The 16,491-nt window shown below is 72.9% G+C and carries 17 protein-coding genes; 8 read left to right on the forward strand and 9 right to left on the reverse strand.

The genetic code is table 11. The annotated features are described in order from the left end of the window. Nucleotides 1-89: 89 nt before the first annotated feature. On the forward strand, nucleotides 90-851 hold the full coding sequence (locus tag PV682_RS24775) for an SGNH/GDSL hydrolase family protein (protein ID WP_319733455.1): 762 nt from the start codon (nucleotides 90-92) through the stop codon (nucleotides 849-851). A gap of 44 nt (nucleotides 852-895) precedes the next feature. Here PV682_RS24775 and PV682_RS24780 read toward each other — a convergent pair whose 3' ends face one another. Next, entirely contained in the window at nucleotides 896-1,471 is a 576-nt protein-coding gene (locus PV682_RS24780) for a PadR family transcriptional regulator (RefSeq protein ID WP_319733457.1), read from the reverse strand. A 43-nt stretch (nucleotides 1,472-1,514) separates the two neighbouring features. Continuing rightward, a complete protein-coding gene (locus tag PV682_RS24785) occupies nucleotides 1,515-2,693 on the reverse strand; it encodes a sensor histidine kinase (protein WP_319733459.1) in 1,179 nt (392 codons plus the stop codon). A gap of 151 nt (nucleotides 2,694-2,844) precedes the next feature. On the opposite strand from PV682_RS24785, the gene PV682_RS24790 reads away from it, so the two are divergent. Both PV682_RS24790 and PV682_RS24795 read left to right on the forward strand, forming a co-directional pair. Further along, nucleotides 2,845-3,216, forward strand: a complete 372-nt coding sequence (locus tag PV682_RS24790; RefSeq protein WP_319733461.1) for a DUF4333 domain-containing protein — start codon at nucleotides 2,845-2,847, stop codon at nucleotides 3,214-3,216. 117 nt (nucleotides 3,217-3,333) lie between these two features. Next, nucleotides 3,334-5,346: an FtsX-like permease family protein gene (locus tag PV682_RS24795; protein ID WP_319733463.1), complete on the forward strand. Its 2,013-nt coding sequence runs from the start codon at nucleotides 3,334-3,336 to the stop codon at nucleotides 5,344-5,346. Between the two features lie 210 nt (nucleotides 5,347-5,556). On the opposite strand, the gene PV682_RS24800 is transcribed toward PV682_RS24795, so the two are convergent. Beyond that, nucleotides 5,557-6,627: an ABC transporter substrate-binding protein gene (locus PV682_RS24800; protein ID WP_319733465.1), complete on the reverse strand. Its 1,071-nt coding sequence runs from the start codon at nucleotides 6,625-6,627 to the stop codon at nucleotides 5,557-5,559. Nucleotides 6,628-6,849: 222 nt separating this feature from the next. Here PV682_RS24800 and PV682_RS24805 point away from each other — a divergent pair, with 222 nt between their 5' ends. Beyond that, nucleotides 6,850-7,539: a GNAT family N-acetyltransferase gene (locus tag PV682_RS24805; RefSeq protein ID WP_319733467.1), complete on the forward strand. Its 690-nt coding sequence runs from the start codon at nucleotides 6,850-6,852 to the stop codon at nucleotides 7,537-7,539. Between the two features lie 74 nt (nucleotides 7,540-7,613). On the opposite strand, the gene PV682_RS24810 is transcribed toward PV682_RS24805, so the two are convergent. The 6 genes from PV682_RS24810 to PV682_RS24835 all read right to left on the reverse strand — a co-directional run bounded on the left by PV682_RS24810 (nucleotide 7,614) and on the right by PV682_RS24835 (nucleotide 11,829). Continuing rightward, nucleotides 7,614-8,165, reverse strand: coding sequence for a CGNR zinc finger domain-containing protein (locus tag PV682_RS24810; protein WP_319733470.1), 552 nt, complete (start codon nucleotides 8,163-8,165; stop codon nucleotides 7,614-7,616). Between the two features lie 46 nt (nucleotides 8,166-8,211). Next, entirely contained in the window at nucleotides 8,212-8,391 is a 180-nt protein-coding gene (locus PV682_RS24815; RefSeq protein ID WP_055718932.1) for a hypothetical protein, read from the reverse strand. A gap of 20 nt (nucleotides 8,392-8,411) precedes the next feature. Further along, nucleotides 8,412-9,419 carry an alpha/beta fold hydrolase gene (locus PV682_RS24820; protein WP_319733473.1) on the reverse strand — a complete coding sequence of 336 codons (1,008 nt, stop codon included), beginning with the start codon at nucleotides 9,417-9,419 and terminating at the stop codon, nucleotides 8,412-8,414. Between the two features lie 164 nt (nucleotides 9,420-9,583). After that, complete coding sequence (locus PV682_RS24825) at nucleotides 9,584-10,771, reverse strand: FAD-dependent oxidoreductase (RefSeq protein ID WP_407705737.1); 1,188 nt, start codon at nucleotides 10,769-10,771, stop codon at nucleotides 9,584-9,586. Between the two features lie 53 nt (nucleotides 10,772-10,824). Then, on the reverse strand, nucleotides 10,825-11,247 hold the full coding sequence (locus tag PV682_RS24830; RefSeq protein WP_112475545.1) for an HIT family protein: 423 nt from the start codon (nucleotides 11,245-11,247) through the stop codon (nucleotides 10,825-10,827). A 30-nt stretch (nucleotides 11,248-11,277) separates the two neighbouring features. Next, the gene (locus PV682_RS24835) at nucleotides 11,278-11,829 is read right to left on the reverse strand and encodes a CAP family protein (RefSeq protein WP_319733476.1); all 552 of its coding nucleotides are present in this window, start codon (nucleotides 11,827-11,829) and stop codon (nucleotides 11,278-11,280) included. A 102-nt stretch (nucleotides 11,830-11,931) separates the two neighbouring features. Here PV682_RS24835 and PV682_RS24840 point away from each other — a divergent pair, with 102 nt between their 5' ends. The 4 genes from PV682_RS24840 to efeB all read left to right on the forward strand — a co-directional run bounded on the left by PV682_RS24840 (nucleotide 11,932) and on the right by efeB (nucleotide 16,350). After that, nucleotides 11,932-12,663 (forward strand): DUF7873 family protein, encoded by a 732-nt coding sequence (locus PV682_RS24840; RefSeq protein WP_319733478.1) that lies wholly within the window; start codon nucleotides 11,932-11,934, stop codon nucleotides 12,661-12,663. Nucleotides 12,664-13,128: 465 nt separating this feature from the next. Beyond that, nucleotides 13,129-13,893, forward strand: a complete 765-nt coding sequence (locus PV682_RS24845; RefSeq protein WP_319733480.1) for an acyl-CoA thioester hydrolase/BAAT C-terminal domain-containing protein — start codon at nucleotides 13,129-13,131, stop codon at nucleotides 13,891-13,893. A 121-nt stretch (nucleotides 13,894-14,014) separates the two neighbouring features. Then, nucleotides 14,015-15,151, forward strand: coding sequence for an EfeM/EfeO family lipoprotein (locus PV682_RS24850; protein WP_319733483.1), 1,137 nt, complete (start codon nucleotides 14,015-14,017; stop codon nucleotides 15,149-15,151). After that, nucleotides 15,148-16,350: an iron uptake transporter deferrochelatase/peroxidase subunit gene (efeB, locus tag PV682_RS24855; protein WP_319733485.1), complete on the forward strand. Its 1,203-nt coding sequence runs from the start codon at nucleotides 15,148-15,150 to the stop codon at nucleotides 16,348-16,350. Before PV682_RS24850 ends, efeB begins: the two co-directional genes overlap by 4 nt. Nucleotides 16,351-16,491 lie beyond the last annotated feature (141 nt).

A 16,491-nucleotide genomic window follows, 5' to 3' on the forward strand; every position in this document is an offset into this window, starting at 1 on the left:
GCGCAGAGCATCGCGGGTCGCGGCGGTCACCGCAAGCGCCCGCGCGAAGCCGGTTGACCTCGCGGTTCCCGCTATTCAACAATGCACCTATGACATTTCGGCGGTACGTAGCTCTCGGGGACAGTCAGACCGAAGGGCTGGGAGACGGGGACGACGTCCGGGGGCTGCGCGGGTGGGCGGATCGGCTCGCCGAACAGCTCGCGCGCCAGGAACCCGGCCTCCGCTACGCCAACCTCGCGGTCCGGGGCCGCCGTTCGGGCCAGGTGCGCCACGAGCAGCTCGCCCCGGCGCTCGCGCTGCGGCCGGACCTGGCGACCGTGGTGGCCGGTGTCAACGACGTCCTGCGCCCGAACTTCGACCTCGACGAGGTGACCGGCGACCTGGAGGCGATGTTCGCCGCGCTGACCGGGCAGGGGGCGACGGTCGCGACGCTGACGTTCCCCGACGTCGGGCGCGGCACGCCGCTGGCGCGTCCTCTGGGGCGCAGGATCCTCGCGCTCAACGACCGCGTCCGCGCGTCCGCCGCGCGGTACGGCGTGGTGGTCGCGGAGACGTCCGTGCACCCGGTGGTGACCGACCCCCGGCTGTGGAGCGCCGACCGCCTGCACGCGAGCCCGCTGGGGCATGCGCGGATCGCCGCGGCGATGGCGTACGCGCTGAACGTCCCGGACAGCGACACGAGTTGGGCCGACCCCCTGCCGACCGCCCCGCCGCCCGCCTCCGCCTTGGCCGACCTGCGCTGGGCCGGCACCTTCCTCGGCCCGTGGCTCGTACGGCGCCTGCGCGGCCGTTCATCGGGCGACGGCCGCGCGCCGAAGCGCCCGGAACTGCTTCCGGTGACCGGAGTCTGAGGCGGGGGTGGCAGCGTTCGTCCTAGCCGCCCCGCGGCCGTGTCTCAGTCGTCGTCCCGGTGCGCGGTCAGTCGCTGGTCGATCCTGCGCAGGGCCAGGTCGCCCCACTGGAGGTTCTCGCGCTCGAACGCCATCCCCCGCAGCAGTGTGAGGTAGGGCCCGATCCGCTCGGCCTCCGCGAAGTACGCCTCCTCCGACCGGCCGTCGAGGAGGCGCTGGCGCAGGCGCTCGTACCGGGCGAGTTTGGCGGTGGCCCACTCCATGTGCGCGGCGACGGCCGCGCGGACCGCTTCCCCGTCGCCCGCGTCGAGGCACTGGACCTTGACCAACAGCTCGTCGCGGATGGCGGTCGGCTTGGCCGGGGGCCGGGCGGTGTAGGTGCGGACGGCTTCGCGGCCGGTCCGGGTGAGGGAGAAGAGGCGTTTGTCGGGGCGGCCCTTCTGTTCGACGACGCGCCCGGTGACGAGGCCCTCGGCCTCCATGCGGTCCAGCTCCCGGTAGAGCTGCTGGGGTGTGCACGTCCAGAAGTTCGCGACCGACGCGTCGAACGCCTTCGCGAGGTCGTACCCGGACGCCTCGCCCTCCAGGAGGGCCGCCATCACCGCGTTCCGCAGAGCCATGGGTGCCACGCTAGCAGTCAACTAGTTGAGTACGGGCGTATGGTCATGGTCTGCCGAGGGGGAACACCGCGCGCACCTCCCACCCGACCGTGCCCCGGGGGCCGGTCGTCAGGTCGCCGCCGAGGGCCGTCACCCGCTCCTTGAGGCCGACGAGGCCGAAGCCGCCGCCGTGCGCCGCCGCGGGGAGCTGGGTGCCGCCCCGGCCGTCGTCGGTGACGGAGACGGTGAGGCGGTCGGGGTCGTCGAGGAGGCGGACGTCGATGTGGGTGGCGTCCGCGGCGTGGCGGCGGATGTTGGTGAGGGCTTCCTGGACGACGCGGAAGGCGGCGGCCTGGATCTCGTGGGGGAGGTCGTCGGGGAGGGTGGGCGCGCGGTGGAGGGTGACCGTCTGGATGGGGGTGGCGAATGCCTCCGTGAGGTCGGCGATGGCGGCGAGGTCGCCGACGGGGCGGCGGTCGGCCTCGTCGTCGCTGTCGCGCAGGACACCGAGGGTGCGGCGCATCGAGGCGAGCGCCTCGGTGGCGGCGCGCTCCATGCCGGCCAGCACCGGGTCGAGTTCGTCGCGCCGGGTCGTGGCCATCATGCGGGCCATCTGCGTCTGGACGAGGATGCCGGTCACGTGATGCGCCACGAAGTCGTGGAGGTCGGCGGCGATGGCGACGCGCTCGGCGCGCCGGGTCTCGCCGACGGCGACGGTGCGCCGGTAGTCCATGGCCCGCAGGTAGGCGGCGAGCCCGATGAACAGGCCGATGAGGACGAGGACGACGAGCAGGAGCCAGAGTTCCTCGATGACGACCGGCTCCACGCTCCGCAGCGGGAGCAGCAGGATCGCCACGACGGCGAGGGCCCCGCAGCCGACGGCCCACCTCGGCGGATTGTGCCGTACCGCGAGGAACAGCACGCACAGCAGGATCACGACCTCGCCGGGCCCGAAGGCGTTGGAGCCGAGGACGAACAGCGAGCCCAGGGAGTAGAGGGCGGAGGCGAGGGCGGGTACGGCGGTGCGGACCTGCGGCGTGAGCCAGTCGGGGCGCCGCCCGGCCGGCCACAGCACGGCGGCCAGGCCGATGAGCAGGACGGCCAGCGTCGGCAGGACGGGCAGGGCGGTCGGCAGGACGCTCGTACCGTCGGACCCCGCGCTCAGGACGTCGACGGCACAGGCCGACAGCAGCAGGCCGACGGCGAAGCCCCGGAGGAGTTCGCGGGGCGAGACGGACTTCATGCCGATCACGGTACGGCGCCGCGCCGCCTTTCCGGATCGGCCGAACGGCCGAGGCCGGTGGTGCGGGAAATGGCCATTCGGCCGAGGCGGGGGACCGGTGCCGAGGGCGACGCTGGAGGCACCTTCTCGCCACGCACTTCAGGAGCGGTCGATGCAGCACAACAGATTCCTCGTCGGTGCCCTCGGCGGTGTGGTCGCCGTGGCCGCGCTGGGCGGCGTCGTCACCTACTTCATGGCGGACACCGAGTCGACGACGCCGCTGGACGACTACACGGTGGTGCGGGTGGACGGTCAGCGGGCGCTGTCCCCGAACATCGTCGCGGGCCGCACCGCGTCCAAGTTCCACCCGCTGCCCTGGGTCGGCGACAAGCTCACCGGCGTGACCTGCCCGACCGGCCTCAAGGCCGTCGTGGGAGCGAGCCTCACGTGCACGGGCGAGAAGAGCGGCGGCGGGACCGTGAAGATACCCGTACGGGTGACCAAGGCGGACGCGAAGAGCCTGACCTGGAAGTTCGACCGCTGAGAACCCCGAGACCGTCGAGTCCTCCGGTCCCTCCGCTTCTCCGCTTCCTCCGAGACCGCTGAGCCCCGTCCGCGCCGCGGCAAGTCCTCTCCCCCATCCACAGACCCCGGAGCCCCCATGCGTTCCTCCGTCCTCCCGCTGACCTGGCATCTCACCAGGTCCTCGGGCCGCCGCGGCCTCCAGTCGCAGCTTCTCGCGGCCGGTGCCGCCGCCGTCGGCTCGTTCCTGCTGCTGGTGATGGTCGCCGCCGCCCTCGGCGCGGGCGCCCGCGCCGACCACACGACCTGGCGCACCCCGCACGCCGTCGCGGCGCAGAAGGCGACGGCGGTGCAGGCCACGACGGTGACGTACGTCCGCCACGACCCGGTGACCGTCGTGAACCTCGCCCAGCTGCCAAACCGTCCGGCGACACCCGCGCCGCCCGGCCTGACCGGCTTCCCGAAGCAGGGCGAGATGTACGTCTCCCCCGCCCTCGCCGACCTCCTGGCCGAGCTCCCGAAGGGCCAACTCGCCGACCGCTTCCCCGGGGTGAGGTCCGCCGGCACGATCGGCTCCGCCGGTCTCGCCTCGCCGGACGACCTGGTCGCCGTGGTCGGCCGCGCGCCCGGCGACACCGCGGTCTCCCCGGCCGCGGGCAACCAGAACTACTACGACGAGAACCTCACCGAACGCGCGCTGGTCTCCGGGTTCACCAGCACGAAGGCCAGCGTGTTCACCGGCGGCGACCGCACGTCGGTCCTGCTGGGTGTGGTCCTCCTCGTGATGCCGGTCGTCGTGCTCGCCTCGGCCGCCGGACGGCTCGGCGCGGCCCGGCGTGAACAGCGGCTCGCCGCACTGCGGCTCGCGGGTGCGACGCCTCGGCAGATCCTCGCCATGACCGCCGTCGAGTCGGCCGGAATCGGCGCGGCCGGCGCGCTCACGGGCGCCCTCGCGTACACGGCCCTGCTGCCGGTGCTCGCGCAGCTTCCGTTCGGGATCGGCGCCTGGTACACCGGCCAGCTGTGGGTGGGCCCGCTGTGGTTCGCCGGCATCGTGCTGGCGGTGACCGCGCTGATCACCGTGAGCGCGGTGACCATGCTGCGCCAGGTCGCGACGTCCCCGCTGGGTGTCGCCCAGCAGTCCAACCCGCGCCGTACCCGCGCGATCCGTCTCGTGCTGTTCGTCGGGGTCCTCGGCTACATCTGGTCGACCACGGGTGGCGGCCAGTTGAAGGCGCGTCAGCTGATCGCCCTGCTGCTCCTCTTCTACGGCGCGTTCTGGCTGTTCGGGCCGTGGGTCGTGGACCGGCTCGGGCGGATCGCGGGCCGGTACGCCGTCCGTCCGGCGACCCTGCTGGCGGCGCGCCGTCTGAGCGACGATCCGCGCGGGGCGTGGCGTACGGTCAGCGGGCTGGTCCTCGCCGGGTTCGTCGCCGGGTTCTTCTCCATCAGCTCGCTCGACATGGGCGGTCCCACGCACCACGGCCAGGTCGCCGTCACGGCCGAGAACGCCGCCGACGCCCGGAAGGTCGCGGCCGAGGCGCGTACGGCACTGGACCGGGCGGGTGTCGAGGCGACCGTCACCGTCACGAGCGAGGACGAGTTCGACAGCCTGCTCGGCGGTGTCGACGGCGTGATCGCGAAGGTCTCCGGCGGTCAGGACCGCGTCGACGCGGCCGTCACCGCTCTCACCCCCCTCGGCGGGGGGCGGTTCCCCTTCACCCAGGACTACGTCTCGGCGCCGGACACCACGATCACGGACCGGGTCGCCACGGTCTCCACCGCCACCCTCGTCCTCAGCTTCATCGTCGCGTCCGCCTCGGCCGGCCTCACCGCCGCGGCGAACGTCCTCGACCGGCGCCGGGTGTACGGCCTGCTCCGCCTGTCGGGCACGCCTCTCGCGGTCCTCGACCGGGCGCGGATCCGCGAGGCGGTCATTCCGCTGACCGTCCTCGCCGGAGGGACGACCGCGATGGGGGTCTTCGGGGCGATGCAGGTCAACAAGGCCGCGGGGACGACGATGAACACGTCCGGGGCTGTGCAGTTGGTGATCTGCGTGGTCGTGGGTGCGGTGGCGATGTGCGCGGCGGTTCTGGCGAGCAGGCCGTTGCTGCGGAGGGTCACGGCGGGGGCGGCGCACGGGGCGGAGTGAAGGATGGGGGCGAGCGGGGGCGCTGTGCGAGGGGCGCAGTGGCAGGGGCCGTGCGGGAGGGCGGCGCGGCCCCTGCGGGGAGGCGGAGCGGCAGCGGCGCGGGGAAGCCGGGAGCTGCGGGAGCCCTTCGGTGCCGGCGCTCCGCCGTCGGAGCCCTGGCCTCGCGCGGCCTTCTTCGTGCCGCTCTCTTTCCGGTGCGCGGGGCCTTGGTCAGCCCGTGCGGAGGGTGCGGAAGCGGTGGGGGGCCGCCGGGTCCCGGTCGGTGACCTGGAGGGGTGGGTCGGGCCACTGCCAGATGCCTGTGGCCGGTGCGTGGGAGAAGCGGATGCGGCCTCGGGTGCCGTCGATCGTGATGTGCGGCCAGGAGGCGGTGGCGTGAGGGGCGTCGGGGCCGGGGGTGCGCAGGAGGGCGGCGAGGACAGTGACCGTGTCGTAGCCCTCGTGGGCGACGAAGGAGGGCGGGGCGCCGAGTCGTTCGCGGAGGGTCGTGTCGACTCGGGTGCCGAGGGGGGTGAGCCGGTCGGGGAGGTAGCGCAGGAAGGGGATGCCGGTGCCGTCGGTGCCGAGAGCGCGCGTCCACTCGGGAAACTCCGGCTGCCCGGCGGGGGCGCCGATCAGGAGGCCGGTGAGGCGGGGGTCGCGGCGTACGGAGCGGACGATCGGGACGGCCGGTTCGGGGTGGCCGGTCAGGAGGAGCAGGGCGGTGGCGCCGTCGGCGGCGAGGCGGTCCAGGAGGTCCGTGTCCGGGGCGAGTTCGAGGATGGTGGCGCCGTGCGGGGCGAGGTGGTCGCGCAGGATGCGCAGGCCCGAAGCCCAGTACACGCTGGGCTGGGTCACGGCGGCGATCCGGCGGTGGCCGGCGGCGAGGAGGTGGTCCGCGTAGAGGCGCCAGCCCCGGGACTGGGGTGGGGAGAGGCGGGCGACCTGGTCCGTCGGGCGGTCGGTGAGGATGTCGAGGACCGCCGACGAGCAGAGGTAGGGCAGGCCGAGGGCGGCGGCCCGGGTGGCGGCGGCCCGGGCGACGACGCTGTGGTACTCACCGGCGAGGGCGGCGACGCCCAGGGCGAAGAGTTCGTCGACGGCCGCCGTCGCCCGGTCGGGGTCGGCGGCGGTGTCCCGGACCACGAGTTCCAGGGGGCGTCCGGAGATCCCGCCGGAGCCGTTGATGTCGTGGACGGCCAGTTCGAGCCCGGCGAGGAGATGGTGGCCGGCTTCGGTCCAGCCGGGCCGGGTGAGGGGCGCGAGGGCGCCGATACGGATGGCTCCGGGGTTCGTGTTCACGCGCCGGCACACTCCAGGTGGCACCGGGACCGCTCGTACCGGGCCGGCTCCACCGGCACCCGCCCCGTCACCTCGTACCGTCCCGGCGGGCACGCCTCACTGATCATGACCGTCATTGCATCCGCCCTCGTCGCCCCCGGGCAAGCGAATTCCGGGGTCCGGGCGGTACGTACGATGATCGGCGGACGATCCCGGTACACACGGTCCGAAAGGCGGAGGGCGATGGAGAACGGTGACGTCGGGGTGCTCGACGACCCGGTGGGGGAATCGTTGCGCGGACCGCACGCGCATCTCGCGCGCCGGGTCGGCGGGGCGGTCACGTATCTCGCGGACGTGGCGACGTTCTCGGCGGTGCCCCTCGCGCCGGACGCATCGGACTGGGCCGATCTCGCGGAACTCCTCGGGCCGGACGGGTTCGCGGACCTGTTCAGCTCGCCGGCCGTGCCGCCGTCCGGGTGGGCGCCGGTGTTCGTCCTCGAAGGCCGCCAGTTGGTGTGGGCCGGCGAGAGGCGCCCCGAACAGGCGGCCGGAATCGTGGAGTTGGGCGCGGACGACGTACCCGAGATGCTCGACCTCGTCGAGCGGACCCGTCCGGGGCCGTTCTGGAAACGCACGGTCGAACTCGGCACCTACCTCGGTGTCCGGGCCGACGGCAGGCTGATCGCGATGGCGGGCGAACGCCTCCGCCCGCCGGGCTGGACCGAGATCAGCGCGGTCTGCACGGACCCCGGCTCCCGTGGCCAGGGCCACGCCGCGCGCCTCGTCGACGCGCTGTCCGCCCGCATCCTCGCCCGTGGCGAACTCCCGTTCCTCCACGTGGCCGAGACGAACACGGCGGCCCGCGCCCTGTACGAACGCCTGGGTTTCGTCACCCGCAAGCAGGTCACGTTCCAGGGCTTCCGCACACCCTGACCCCCGAGGCGGCCCGACTCGCGGTAGACCGGCCTCCGTGCACGGCGTCGTCCACCGGCTCCCGGCGCGGAGCCCTATACGGACGCCGTCTTCTTCCGCGCCCGGTACGCCGCCGCCTTGATCTTGTTGCCGCACGACTCCATCCCGCACCACTGCCGCCGCGTCCCCCGCGACCGGTCGATGTAGGTGCGGGTGCACTCGGGGTTCCCGCACTCCTTGAGGAGCGGTACGTCGGGGCCGCTGAGCAGTTCGACGGCCCGTCGCGCGACCGACGAGAGCGCCTCTTCGGGCGTCGCCTGCGTCCAGCGGCCGGAGGGGGTGAGCTGCGGTACGGCCGACGGCTTGCGGGCCGCGTTGTTGACGACCGTCAGCGCCGCGCCGTCGTACACCTCACCGAGCCGGCGTGCGGTCACCAGCCGGTAGATCGCCTCCCGGACGGCCTTGGCCTCCTCGACGTCGCCGTCCTGCGCCGGGGAGACCGCGTCGACGATGCCGGACTCGACGTACCAGGCCGTCAGGCGGTCGGGGTTCACGAACATCTCGAAGCGGGCGGAGCGGCGGGCCCGGAGGGTGGCGGCGAAGTCCAGCGCCGGGTCGCCGCAGACGAAGACGTGGTCGAGGTTCACGTCACCATTCTGTACGGTGACAGGGCTATCAGCAAGCCCCAGAGGCTCAGAGCCCCAGGTCGAGCGCGAGGCACGCGAGGGTGCGCCGGGTGACGTCCGCGTCGTAGTCGAAGCGCGCCGCGTCTTGGGGAGTCGCAGGCCTCTCCTCGACCAGTTCGTCGTACCGGACGCGCTCGGGCAGCTTGCCGAACCTCGCCCGGCGGATCGTGGCGGCGGTGTCTTCCATGGTCGTTGCTCCTTTGTGCGTCACTGGTTCGACTGGAGACGGTCGGCGTCGACGACGGCCTGCGCGAAGGCGGCGGGCGCCTCCTGGGGGACGTTGTGGCCGATGCCCGTCAGGGTGCGGTGCTCGTAGGGGCCGGTGAACCTGTCGCGGTACGCCGTGCCGCCGCCCGGCGCGGTGAACGGGTCGCGGTCGGGGTCGAGGGTGATGGTCGGGACGCCGATCGTGGGGCGCGCGGCGAGGCGCTTCTCCAGGGCGTCGTAGCGGCGTTCGCCGTCCGCGAGGCTCAGGCGCCAGCGGTAGTTGTGCAGGACGATCGCCGGGTAGTCCGGGTTGTCGAAGGCCGCGGCGGCGCGGTCGAAGGTGGCGTCGTCGAAGGACCAGGTCGGGGAGGCGGTCTCCCAGACCAGGCGGGCCAGGTCGCGGCGCAGGTCCCTGGTCTCCAGGGCGGCCCTGCCGCGCTCGGTGGCGAAGTAGTACTGGTACCACCAGGCGTGTTCGGCCGTCGCGGACAGCGGCTTGAGGTTGGCCTCGCGGTTGGTGACGAGGTAGCCGCTCACGGAGACGAGGGCCTTGCAGCGCTCGGGCCACAGCGCGGCGACGATGTCGGCGGTCCGCGATCCCCAGTCGAAGCCGGCGAGCACGGCCCGCTCGATCTTCAGCGCGTCCATCAGCGCGAGGACGTCGAGGGCGATCACGGACTGCTGGGCGTTGCGGACGGTCCGGTCGGACAGGAAGCGGGTCGTGCCGTGGCCGCGCAGGTACGGGACGATCACGCGGTAGCCCCGGGCCGCGAGCAGCGGGGCGGCGTCGGCGTAGCTGTGGATGTCGTAGGGCCAGCCGTGCAGGCAGATCACGGCGGGGCCGTGCGCGGGGCCGAGTTCGGCGTAGCCGACGTCCAGGAGACCGGCCCGCACCTGCTTGACCCGCGAGAAGTCGGAGGATGCGGCCGACGCCGTACGGATGCCGCCGAGCGAGACGGCCGCGACGCCCGTACCCATCGCCTTGGTGAAGGTGCGCCTGCCGATCATGTGGAGTTCCCTTTCGCGGGGTGCCGAGTGGAGGCTGACACAGCTATCGTCACCGGTTTAACCGGTGACGTCAACCGGGCAGCACGAATCCGCTGAGCGATGTGACGCAAAAAGAGCGGCACGGCGAGAAATCGCCGTGCCGCCTCAGACCGGTGACGCGCAGGTCACTCCGTCGGGAAGTCCCCGATACCGGCGATATCGGTGATATCGGCCTCCCAGTCCAGGAGTTCCGCGAGGGTGTCGTCGCCGGGCCGTGTCTTGCCGACCGGGCGGCCGTTCGCGTCGGTCGCGTTGTACGTGCCCCGCGACATGGCGCCGCTGGCGACGATGTTGTGCTCCACGCGCGGGCGGCGCAGCGCCTCGTACCGGTCGAGCGCCGCGTCGGTGTCCGGCAGGTCGCGCAGGCACTTCGCGAGGACGACGGCGTCCTCCAGCGCCATCGAGGCGCCCTGGCCGGTCGCGGGGGACGCCGCGTGGGCCGCGTCGCCGAGGACCAGGGTCCGGCCGGAGCGCCACGGCATGCCGACCGGGAGTTCCGTCGCGTTGGTGACCATGAGCCGGCCAGGGGTCGCGGCGACCAGGCCGGCGGCCGGGGTATCGTCCTCGCGCAGGAGCGGTACGAGCAGCTCGCGCCAGCCCTCCGGAGTTCCCTCCTCGATCCGCTCGGCGGTCAGCGGGTCGCCGCCGACCCGGGCGAACCAGTACGTCTCGCCGTCCGGCGAACACGCGAACCCGAACGCCGCCGCGCTGCCCCGGACCATGGTGAAGCAGTCGGTCTCGGCGGCGGGTCCGGCGTCGGTGGTGTAGCCGTAGAAGACGTACTGGCCCGCGTACGCCGGCCGCGCGTCGGGCGCGACCGCCTGCCGGACCACCGAGTTGAGGCCGTCGGCGCCGAGGAGCAGGCCGCCGGTGGCCGTGGCGCCGTCGGCGAAGTGGGCGGTGACGGCGCCGGGTTGCTCCTCGACGTGCGTGAGGCGGGCGCCGTACCGGATCGGGATGCCGCGCCGTACGGCCTCCTTCTGGAGCGCCACCGCGAGCTCCTCGCGCCGCAGGCAGCGGAAGTTCAGCGCCGGGTCCGCCGCCTCGCCCATCGGCGCGTGCGCCGCCTCGGCGCCCGTGCTCTCCAGCAGGCGGATCGACCTCAGCGGGAACCCGATCGCGGTGACGGCCTCCGTCGTGCCGATCTCCCTGAGCGCGCGCATCCCGTTGCTGGCGAGCGTCAGGAACGCCCCGATGTCCTCCGCCGCGTCCGGATGCGCCTCGAACACCTCGACGTCCAGCCCCGCCCTGTCCAGAGCCAACGCCGCCGCCGCGCCCGCGATCCCGCCACCGACGACCAGTACTCGCGCCACCGCTCCACCTTCCGCTCGGCCGAGGGGTGAAATGCCCCTGTTCACCGATGATTTCACGGGGCCTGCGACACGTACCCCAGCTCCCGCAGCGCCCCCCGCAGCCGGTCCGCCGCCTCGTCCAGTTTCGTCTCGTCCTTCTCGATCTCGGCCTTGGAGAAGTCGAAGTCGCCCATCTCCCAGACGGGTGCGACGTGGATGTGCAGGTGGGGGACCTCGAAGCCGGCGACGATCAGGGCGGCGCGGGGGGCGTCCCAGGCGTGCTGGGCGGCTCGGCCGATCTTCTGGGCCACGGACACGCAGTGCGCGAGGAGTTCGGCGTCCGCGTCGGTCCAGCGGTCGACCTCCTCGCGGGGGACGACGAGGGTGTGGCCGGGGGTGAGGGGGGCGATGCTCAGGAACGCGGCGGCCCGGTCGTCCTCCCAGACGAAACGGCCGGGGAGTTCGCCGGAGAGGATGCGGGTGAAGAGTGTCGACATGGGATCAGTCTGTCACCGCGTTCCCGTACGTCACGTGGGTGGCAGGACGTTCGCCGCGTACTGGCCCGCGACGTTCCCCGCCGGCGCGTAGTTGACGACGACGTACGTCTTGCCGTTCGTCGTCCTCGCCATGCCGACGCCGATGCGGGCGGAGGACTTCCACACGACCTGGCTGAACAGGCCCCACTCCTTGAACGTGCCCATGTCGGGCTCACGGCCGTAATAGGTGTAGGCGCGGACCTGGTTGTACCAGGCGTCGACGACCTCGGTGCCGGTCGGCGAGGCGCCGTCGGAGCGCCACGTGTAGTGGAGGTTCTCGCCGTACTTGTTGGCGGAGCGGTGTTCGAGGCGCTGGAGGGCGGCCAGGTGGTCGGCCCAGTCCTGCGCCCAGCGGCTGATCTCGGGGTCCAGGGTGACCGCCGGGACGCGGTGCCGGGCGCGGTGGTCGTTGGTGCGCTGGAGGACCTGCTGGTCGAACGCCGGGTCCGCGGCGGCGCGGGGCGCGGCGGGGGCCGCGAGGGCCAGGGCGGCGGCCGTGGTGAGGAGGGTGGTGAGGGCGGCTCGGCGCGTCATCGTTCTCATGCCGCCGTAACGATCATCGCGGTGTGCGGGTCACCGGGAAATAATCGCGCGACTCAACTGCCGGGCGTCCGCTAGGTTTTCGTGTGTTCGAAGGGGGGCCACATGGCGAAGCTCAACCAGATCATCGCTGTCGAAAAGGGCGTCAAGAGCAAGTCGTTCCAGGACATCACCGCCGCGCACCACAAGGTGCAGAAGCCGGCGCTGCTGACCGGGATCTCGCGTACGTACCAGCCGAAGGACGAGGAGGGCGAGCAGCTGCCGCCGGAGTCCACGCGGGTTCAGGTCAAGGCGGAGGACGTACTGCGGGAGATGTCCGCGTCGCTGACGCGGCTCTTCGACGTGACGGCGACGAAGGACTGGGCGAACTGCGCGGCCCGCGCGGACGTCGTGGTCGACGGGCGGACGGTCGTCGCGGACGTGCCGGTGAGCTACCTGCTGTTCCTGGAGAAGCAGCTCACCGATCTGCACACCTTCGTCAAGAAGCTGCCGGTGCTGGACGCCGCCGAGTCCTGGTCCCTCGACCCGTCGACGGACTGGTGGAAGACGGACCCCGTACGGACGATCCGGACGAAGAAGACGCCGCGCAACCACGTCAAGGCCGAAGCGACGGAGAAGCACCCGGCCCAGGTCGAGGTGTACTACGAGGACGTGCCGATCGGTTACTGGACGACGGTGAAGTTCTCCGGCTCGCTGCCCGCCCGGCGGGTCAACGAACTCCTGGACCGTGTCGAGAAGTTGCAGCAGGCCGTGAAGTTCGCCCGCGAGGAGGCGAACGGCACGGAGGTCACCGACCGGCGGGTCGGGGACGCGGTGTTCGGCTACCTGTTCAGCTGACACCCCCACAGTCGCCCCCGCGTGCGAGCGCGGGGGTGCGCGACATGCGCGGACCGGAATTGAGGCCCGGTCCACGCGGGAGCGCAAGCTGAAACTGAGACGTTCAGCCTGAAAAACGCGGTCACAGTGAAGGTTCGAGTCCTTCCCCCGGCACCACGCGCCGGGGTAGCCCAAACCGGCAGAGGCAACCGCGATCAATCTCAGACTCTCGCTCCAGCTTCAGCATCGCCACCGATCGCCGGATCGAACGGGAAGGGACGAACGCCGTCGGATGTGAGTTCGAATCTCGCCTGCGCCTCTCTTTCAGGGCGCGGTAGTTCAAAGGAAGAACACGTCGGCCTGACGACTGATCCTTTCTCTTAAACGCCATCGGCGTGCGCAATTGGGTGGCATCCCCAGGGGCCCGGGAGCTGGATACGACTCCCGGGCTCCGCCACGTCCGGCGCCCTTCCCTACGCTGACCCCATGCGCCCCGACGACCATGAACTCGTACGCGCCGGCGACACCGGCGTCCTCGTCCTCGCCGGTTCCAGTGGCCGCGTCGAACGCGAACGCGTCCGTCTCCTCGCCGAGCACGGGCTGACGGCCCTGTCGATCCGCTGGTTCGGCGGTCCCGGGCAGCCGGCGGGGATCGACGAGGTCCCGCTGGAGACGTTCACCGGCGCGCTCGACCTGCTCGGGACGGACCGGGTCACGATCCTCGGCACGTCCAAGGGCGCCGAGGCCGCTCTCCTGACCGCCGCGCACGACCCGCGCGTGGCCGCCGTCGTCGCCGTCTCCCCCACCTCCCTCGTCTGGTCGAGCCCGCACGGCACCCCCTGCTCGTCGTGGACCTGGCGGGGCCGCCCCCTGCCGTACGTCCCGATGGACGACACGTGGCCGCGTCCGGCCGAGGACCCGGTCGCCATCCGGGGCTGGTACGAGCGCAGTGAGCGGACCTTCGCCCGCCTGCTCCCCGCAGCGCGCATCCCCGTCTCCCGGGCCGCTCTGCTCCTGGTGGCGGGCGGCGACGACGCGATGTGGCCGTCCCTCCCCCACGCCGAGGACCTGGCCGCACGCCACCCCGGCGCACGCCTGGTCTCAGACCCGGACGCGGGTCACCGCGTCCGCTTCCCCGGGGAGTCCCCGCTCCCGCCGTCCCCGCGCTTCCGCTACGGCGGCACCCCCGAGGCGGACGCGCGGCTCGGCGCCGCCGCGTGGCCGCACGTGCTGGCCACGCTCCTCGGATGAACCCCGGGCGAATTCTGCGCCAGGGTTCGGTCAGGAGCGGGTCAGGGGGCCGGATCGGGTCCGAGGGCGTGCCTACGATCGTCCGCGCCGCCTCGTCCGCACGCACCCCTGGAGGCCCGGCGTGCCGAAACCCGCACGTGAGACCCCGTTCCGCGGCGCCCTGCTGGTGGGCGGCGCGCTCGTCGCCGTGGCCGCCTGCGGGGCGCACCCGACGCCGTCGGCGGCCCCGGACGGGCTGCCCCACACCACCGTGCGGGTCTCGTCCGGCGACTGCGGGCGCGGCTGGGAGAAACCGGAGGGCGGGCGGCAGGTCTTCGACCTCGACAACACCTCCGACGCCGCCGCCGAGGTGTACCTCACCGACGCCCGGACCGGCGCGGTGTACGGCGAGGTCGAGGGGCTCGGACCGGGTACGCGGCGGCCCTTGCGGGTGACGCTCGGCGACGGGTCGTACGCCTTCAAGTGCCTGCCCGACGACGCGGACGCCGTGACCGGGCCGACCGTACGGATCACGGGGAGCCGTACGAGGAGCGGGCCCGCCGCGCTGCCGGTGACGCAGCAGGAGCTGATCGCGCCGACGCTGGCGTACCAGAAGTGGATCGGGGCGCGGACCGTCGAGCTGTCGCGGACGACGGACGTGCTCAAGGCGGCCGTCGACCGGGGCGACCTGGCCGCCGCGCGGGCCGCGTGGCTGCCGGCGCATCTCGTGTACGAGCGGATGGGCGCCGCGTACGGCACGTTCGGGGACGCGGACGAGGCGATCAACGGGCGGGACGAGGGGTTCCACCGCGTCGAGCGGGGGCTGTGGCACGGGGAGTCCGCGAGCAGCCTGCGCGCGCCGGCCGACGCGCTCGATCGCGCCGTGCACGCGCTCCAGCGGGACTGGCCGGGCGAGCGGATGGACCCGGCGGACGTGGGGCTGCGGGCGCACGAGATCCTGGAGAACGCCGTGCAGTTCGAGCTGACGGGGCGCACGGACCGCGGGAGCGGCAGCAACCTGGCGACCGTGCGGGCCAACCTCGACGGGACGCGGGCGCTGCTCGGGTTCCTGCGGCCCCTGCTGACGACGCGGGACGCGGGGCTCGCCGAGCTGGACACCTGGATGGACCGGGCCCGGCGCACGCTGGACGGGGTCGACGGCAAACCGCTGGGACAGCTGACGCGCGCCCAGCGGGAGAAGGTCGACGCGGATGTGAGCGGGCTGGTCGAGCGGCTGGCGGACGTCGCCGCCCTGACGGACGTACGGAGGACAGCGTGAGCGGCGAAGTCGGACGCCGGGGTTTCCTGGCCGGAGCGGCGGCGGTCGCCGGAACCGGCCTGGTCGCCGCCGACCGGGGTACGGCCGTGGCGGCGCCCTCCGCCGCCCCCTTCCACGGCGTCCACCAGGCCGGAATCGTCGAACCGGCCCAGAAGGCGACGGCGTACGTGTCGTTCGACGCGACCGCCGAGAACCGCGCCGAACTCGCCGACCTGCTGCGGACGTTGACCGCCCGCGCCCGGTTCCTCACGGCCGGCGGCAGCCCGGACGAGGCGGGTATCACCGCACCCCCCGTCGACTCGGGGACCCTCGGCCCGGTCGTCGCGGCGGACGGCCTGACGGTCACCGTCGGCGTGGGCGCGTCCCTGTTCGACGACCGCTACGGCCTCGCGGCCCGCAGACCGCGCCGGTTGACGGCGATGCCCGCGTTCCCGGACGACGACCTGAACCCGGACTGGTGCCACGGCGACCTCGGCGTCCAGTTCACGGCGGGCAGCGCGGACACCGTCCTGCACGCCCTGCGTGACGTCGCCCGGCACACGCGCGGCGGGATGCAGATCCGGTGGCGCATGGACGGCTTCGTCAGCCCGCCGCGCCCCTCGGGAACGCCCCGCAACCACCTGGGTTTCAAGGACGGCATCGCCAACCCGGACACCGGCAGCGCCCGCGAGATGGACCGCCTGGTGTGGGTCGGCGCGGGCGACGGCGAACCGGCGTGGGCGGTCGGCGGCACCTACCAGGTCGTCCGGCTGATCCGGATGCTCGTCGAGTTCTGGGACCGCGTCTCGATCACCGAGCAGGAGCGGATGTTCGGCCGGGCCCGCGACACGGGCGCGCCGCTCGACGGCCGGCGCGAGACGGACGTACCCAACTACCCGCAGGACCCGAAGGGTTCGGTGATCCCGCTGGACAGTCACATCCGGCTGGCGAACCCGCGGACGTCCGCGACGGACGGTCAGCGGATCCTGCGGCGGGGCTACAACTACGACCGGGGCGTGGACAGCAACGGGAACCTGGACATGGGGCTGCTGTTCACGTGCTACCAGCAGGATCTGGCGCGGCAGTTCGAGGCGGTGCAGAAGAGGCTGGCCGGGGAGCCGCTGGTGGACTACGTCAGCCCGTTCGGCGGCGGGTACTTCTTCGCGCTGCCCGGGGTGCGGGACGGGTCGGACTGGCTGGGCCGGACTCTTCTCGCCTGACCGTATGCCGGCGGTGTCAAGAAAAGTTCAAGTTCGCATGGACATGTCCTGACCCGCCGTTCGTCCCCCGGTCACCACCTCTCCCCCGGTCCGCCGCACGCGTTACCCATGATCCGTAGCCGGTACACCCCTGTTCTCCCG

Source organism: Streptomyces niveiscabiei, from assembly GCF_033794345.1.
GTDB classification, from domain to species: Bacteria; Actinomycetota; Actinomycetes; order Streptomycetales; family Streptomycetaceae; genus Streptomyces; species Streptomyces niveiscabiei.

What these genes read in the sequence shown, in the direction of transcription:
- PV682_RS24835 (WP_319733476.1), bottom strand. Translation starts at nt 11,829, where the DNA reads ATGAGAACGATGACGCGCCGAGCCGCCCTCACCACCCTCCTCACCACG.
- PV682_RS24790 (WP_319733461.1), top strand. Translation starts at nt 2,845, where the DNA reads ATGCAGCACAACAGATTCCTCGTCGGTGCCCTCGGCGGTGTGGTCGCC.
- PV682_RS24795 (WP_319733463.1), top strand. Translation starts at nt 3,334, where the DNA reads ATGCGTTCCTCCGTCCTCCCGCTGACCTGGCATCTCACCAGGTCCTCG.
- PV682_RS24780 (WP_319733457.1), bottom strand. Translation starts at nt 1,471, where the DNA reads ATGGCTCTGCGGAACGCGGTGATGGCGGCCCTCCTGGAGGGCGAGGCG.
- PV682_RS24805 (WP_319733467.1), top strand. Translation starts at nt 6,850, where the DNA reads ATGGAGAACGGTGACGTCGGGGTGCTCGACGACCCGGTGGGGGAATCG.
- PV682_RS24845 (WP_319733480.1), top strand. Translation starts at nt 13,129, where the DNA reads ATGCGCCCCGACGACCATGAACTCGTACGCGCCGGCGACACCGGCGTC.
- PV682_RS24840 (WP_319733478.1), top strand. Translation starts at nt 11,932, where the DNA reads ATGGCGAAGCTCAACCAGATCATCGCTGTCGAAAAGGGCGTCAAGAGC.
- PV682_RS24815 (WP_055718932.1), bottom strand. Translation starts at nt 8,391, where the DNA reads ATGGAAGACACCGCCGCCACGATCCGCCGGGCGAGGTTCGGCAAGCTG.
- PV682_RS24830 (WP_112475545.1), bottom strand. Translation starts at nt 11,247, where the DNA reads ATGTCGACACTCTTCACCCGCATCCTCTCCGGCGAACTCCCCGGCCGT.
- PV682_RS24785 (WP_319733459.1), bottom strand. Translation starts at nt 2,693, where the DNA reads ATGAAGTCCGTCTCGCCCCGCGAACTCCTCCGGGGCTTCGCCGTCGGC.
- PV682_RS24775 (WP_319733455.1), top strand. Translation starts at nt 90, where the DNA reads ATGACATTTCGGCGGTACGTAGCTCTCGGGGACAGTCAGACCGAAGGG.
- PV682_RS24820 (WP_319733473.1), bottom strand. Translation starts at nt 9,419, where the DNA reads ATGATCGGCAGGCGCACCTTCACCAAGGCGATGGGTACGGGCGTCGCG.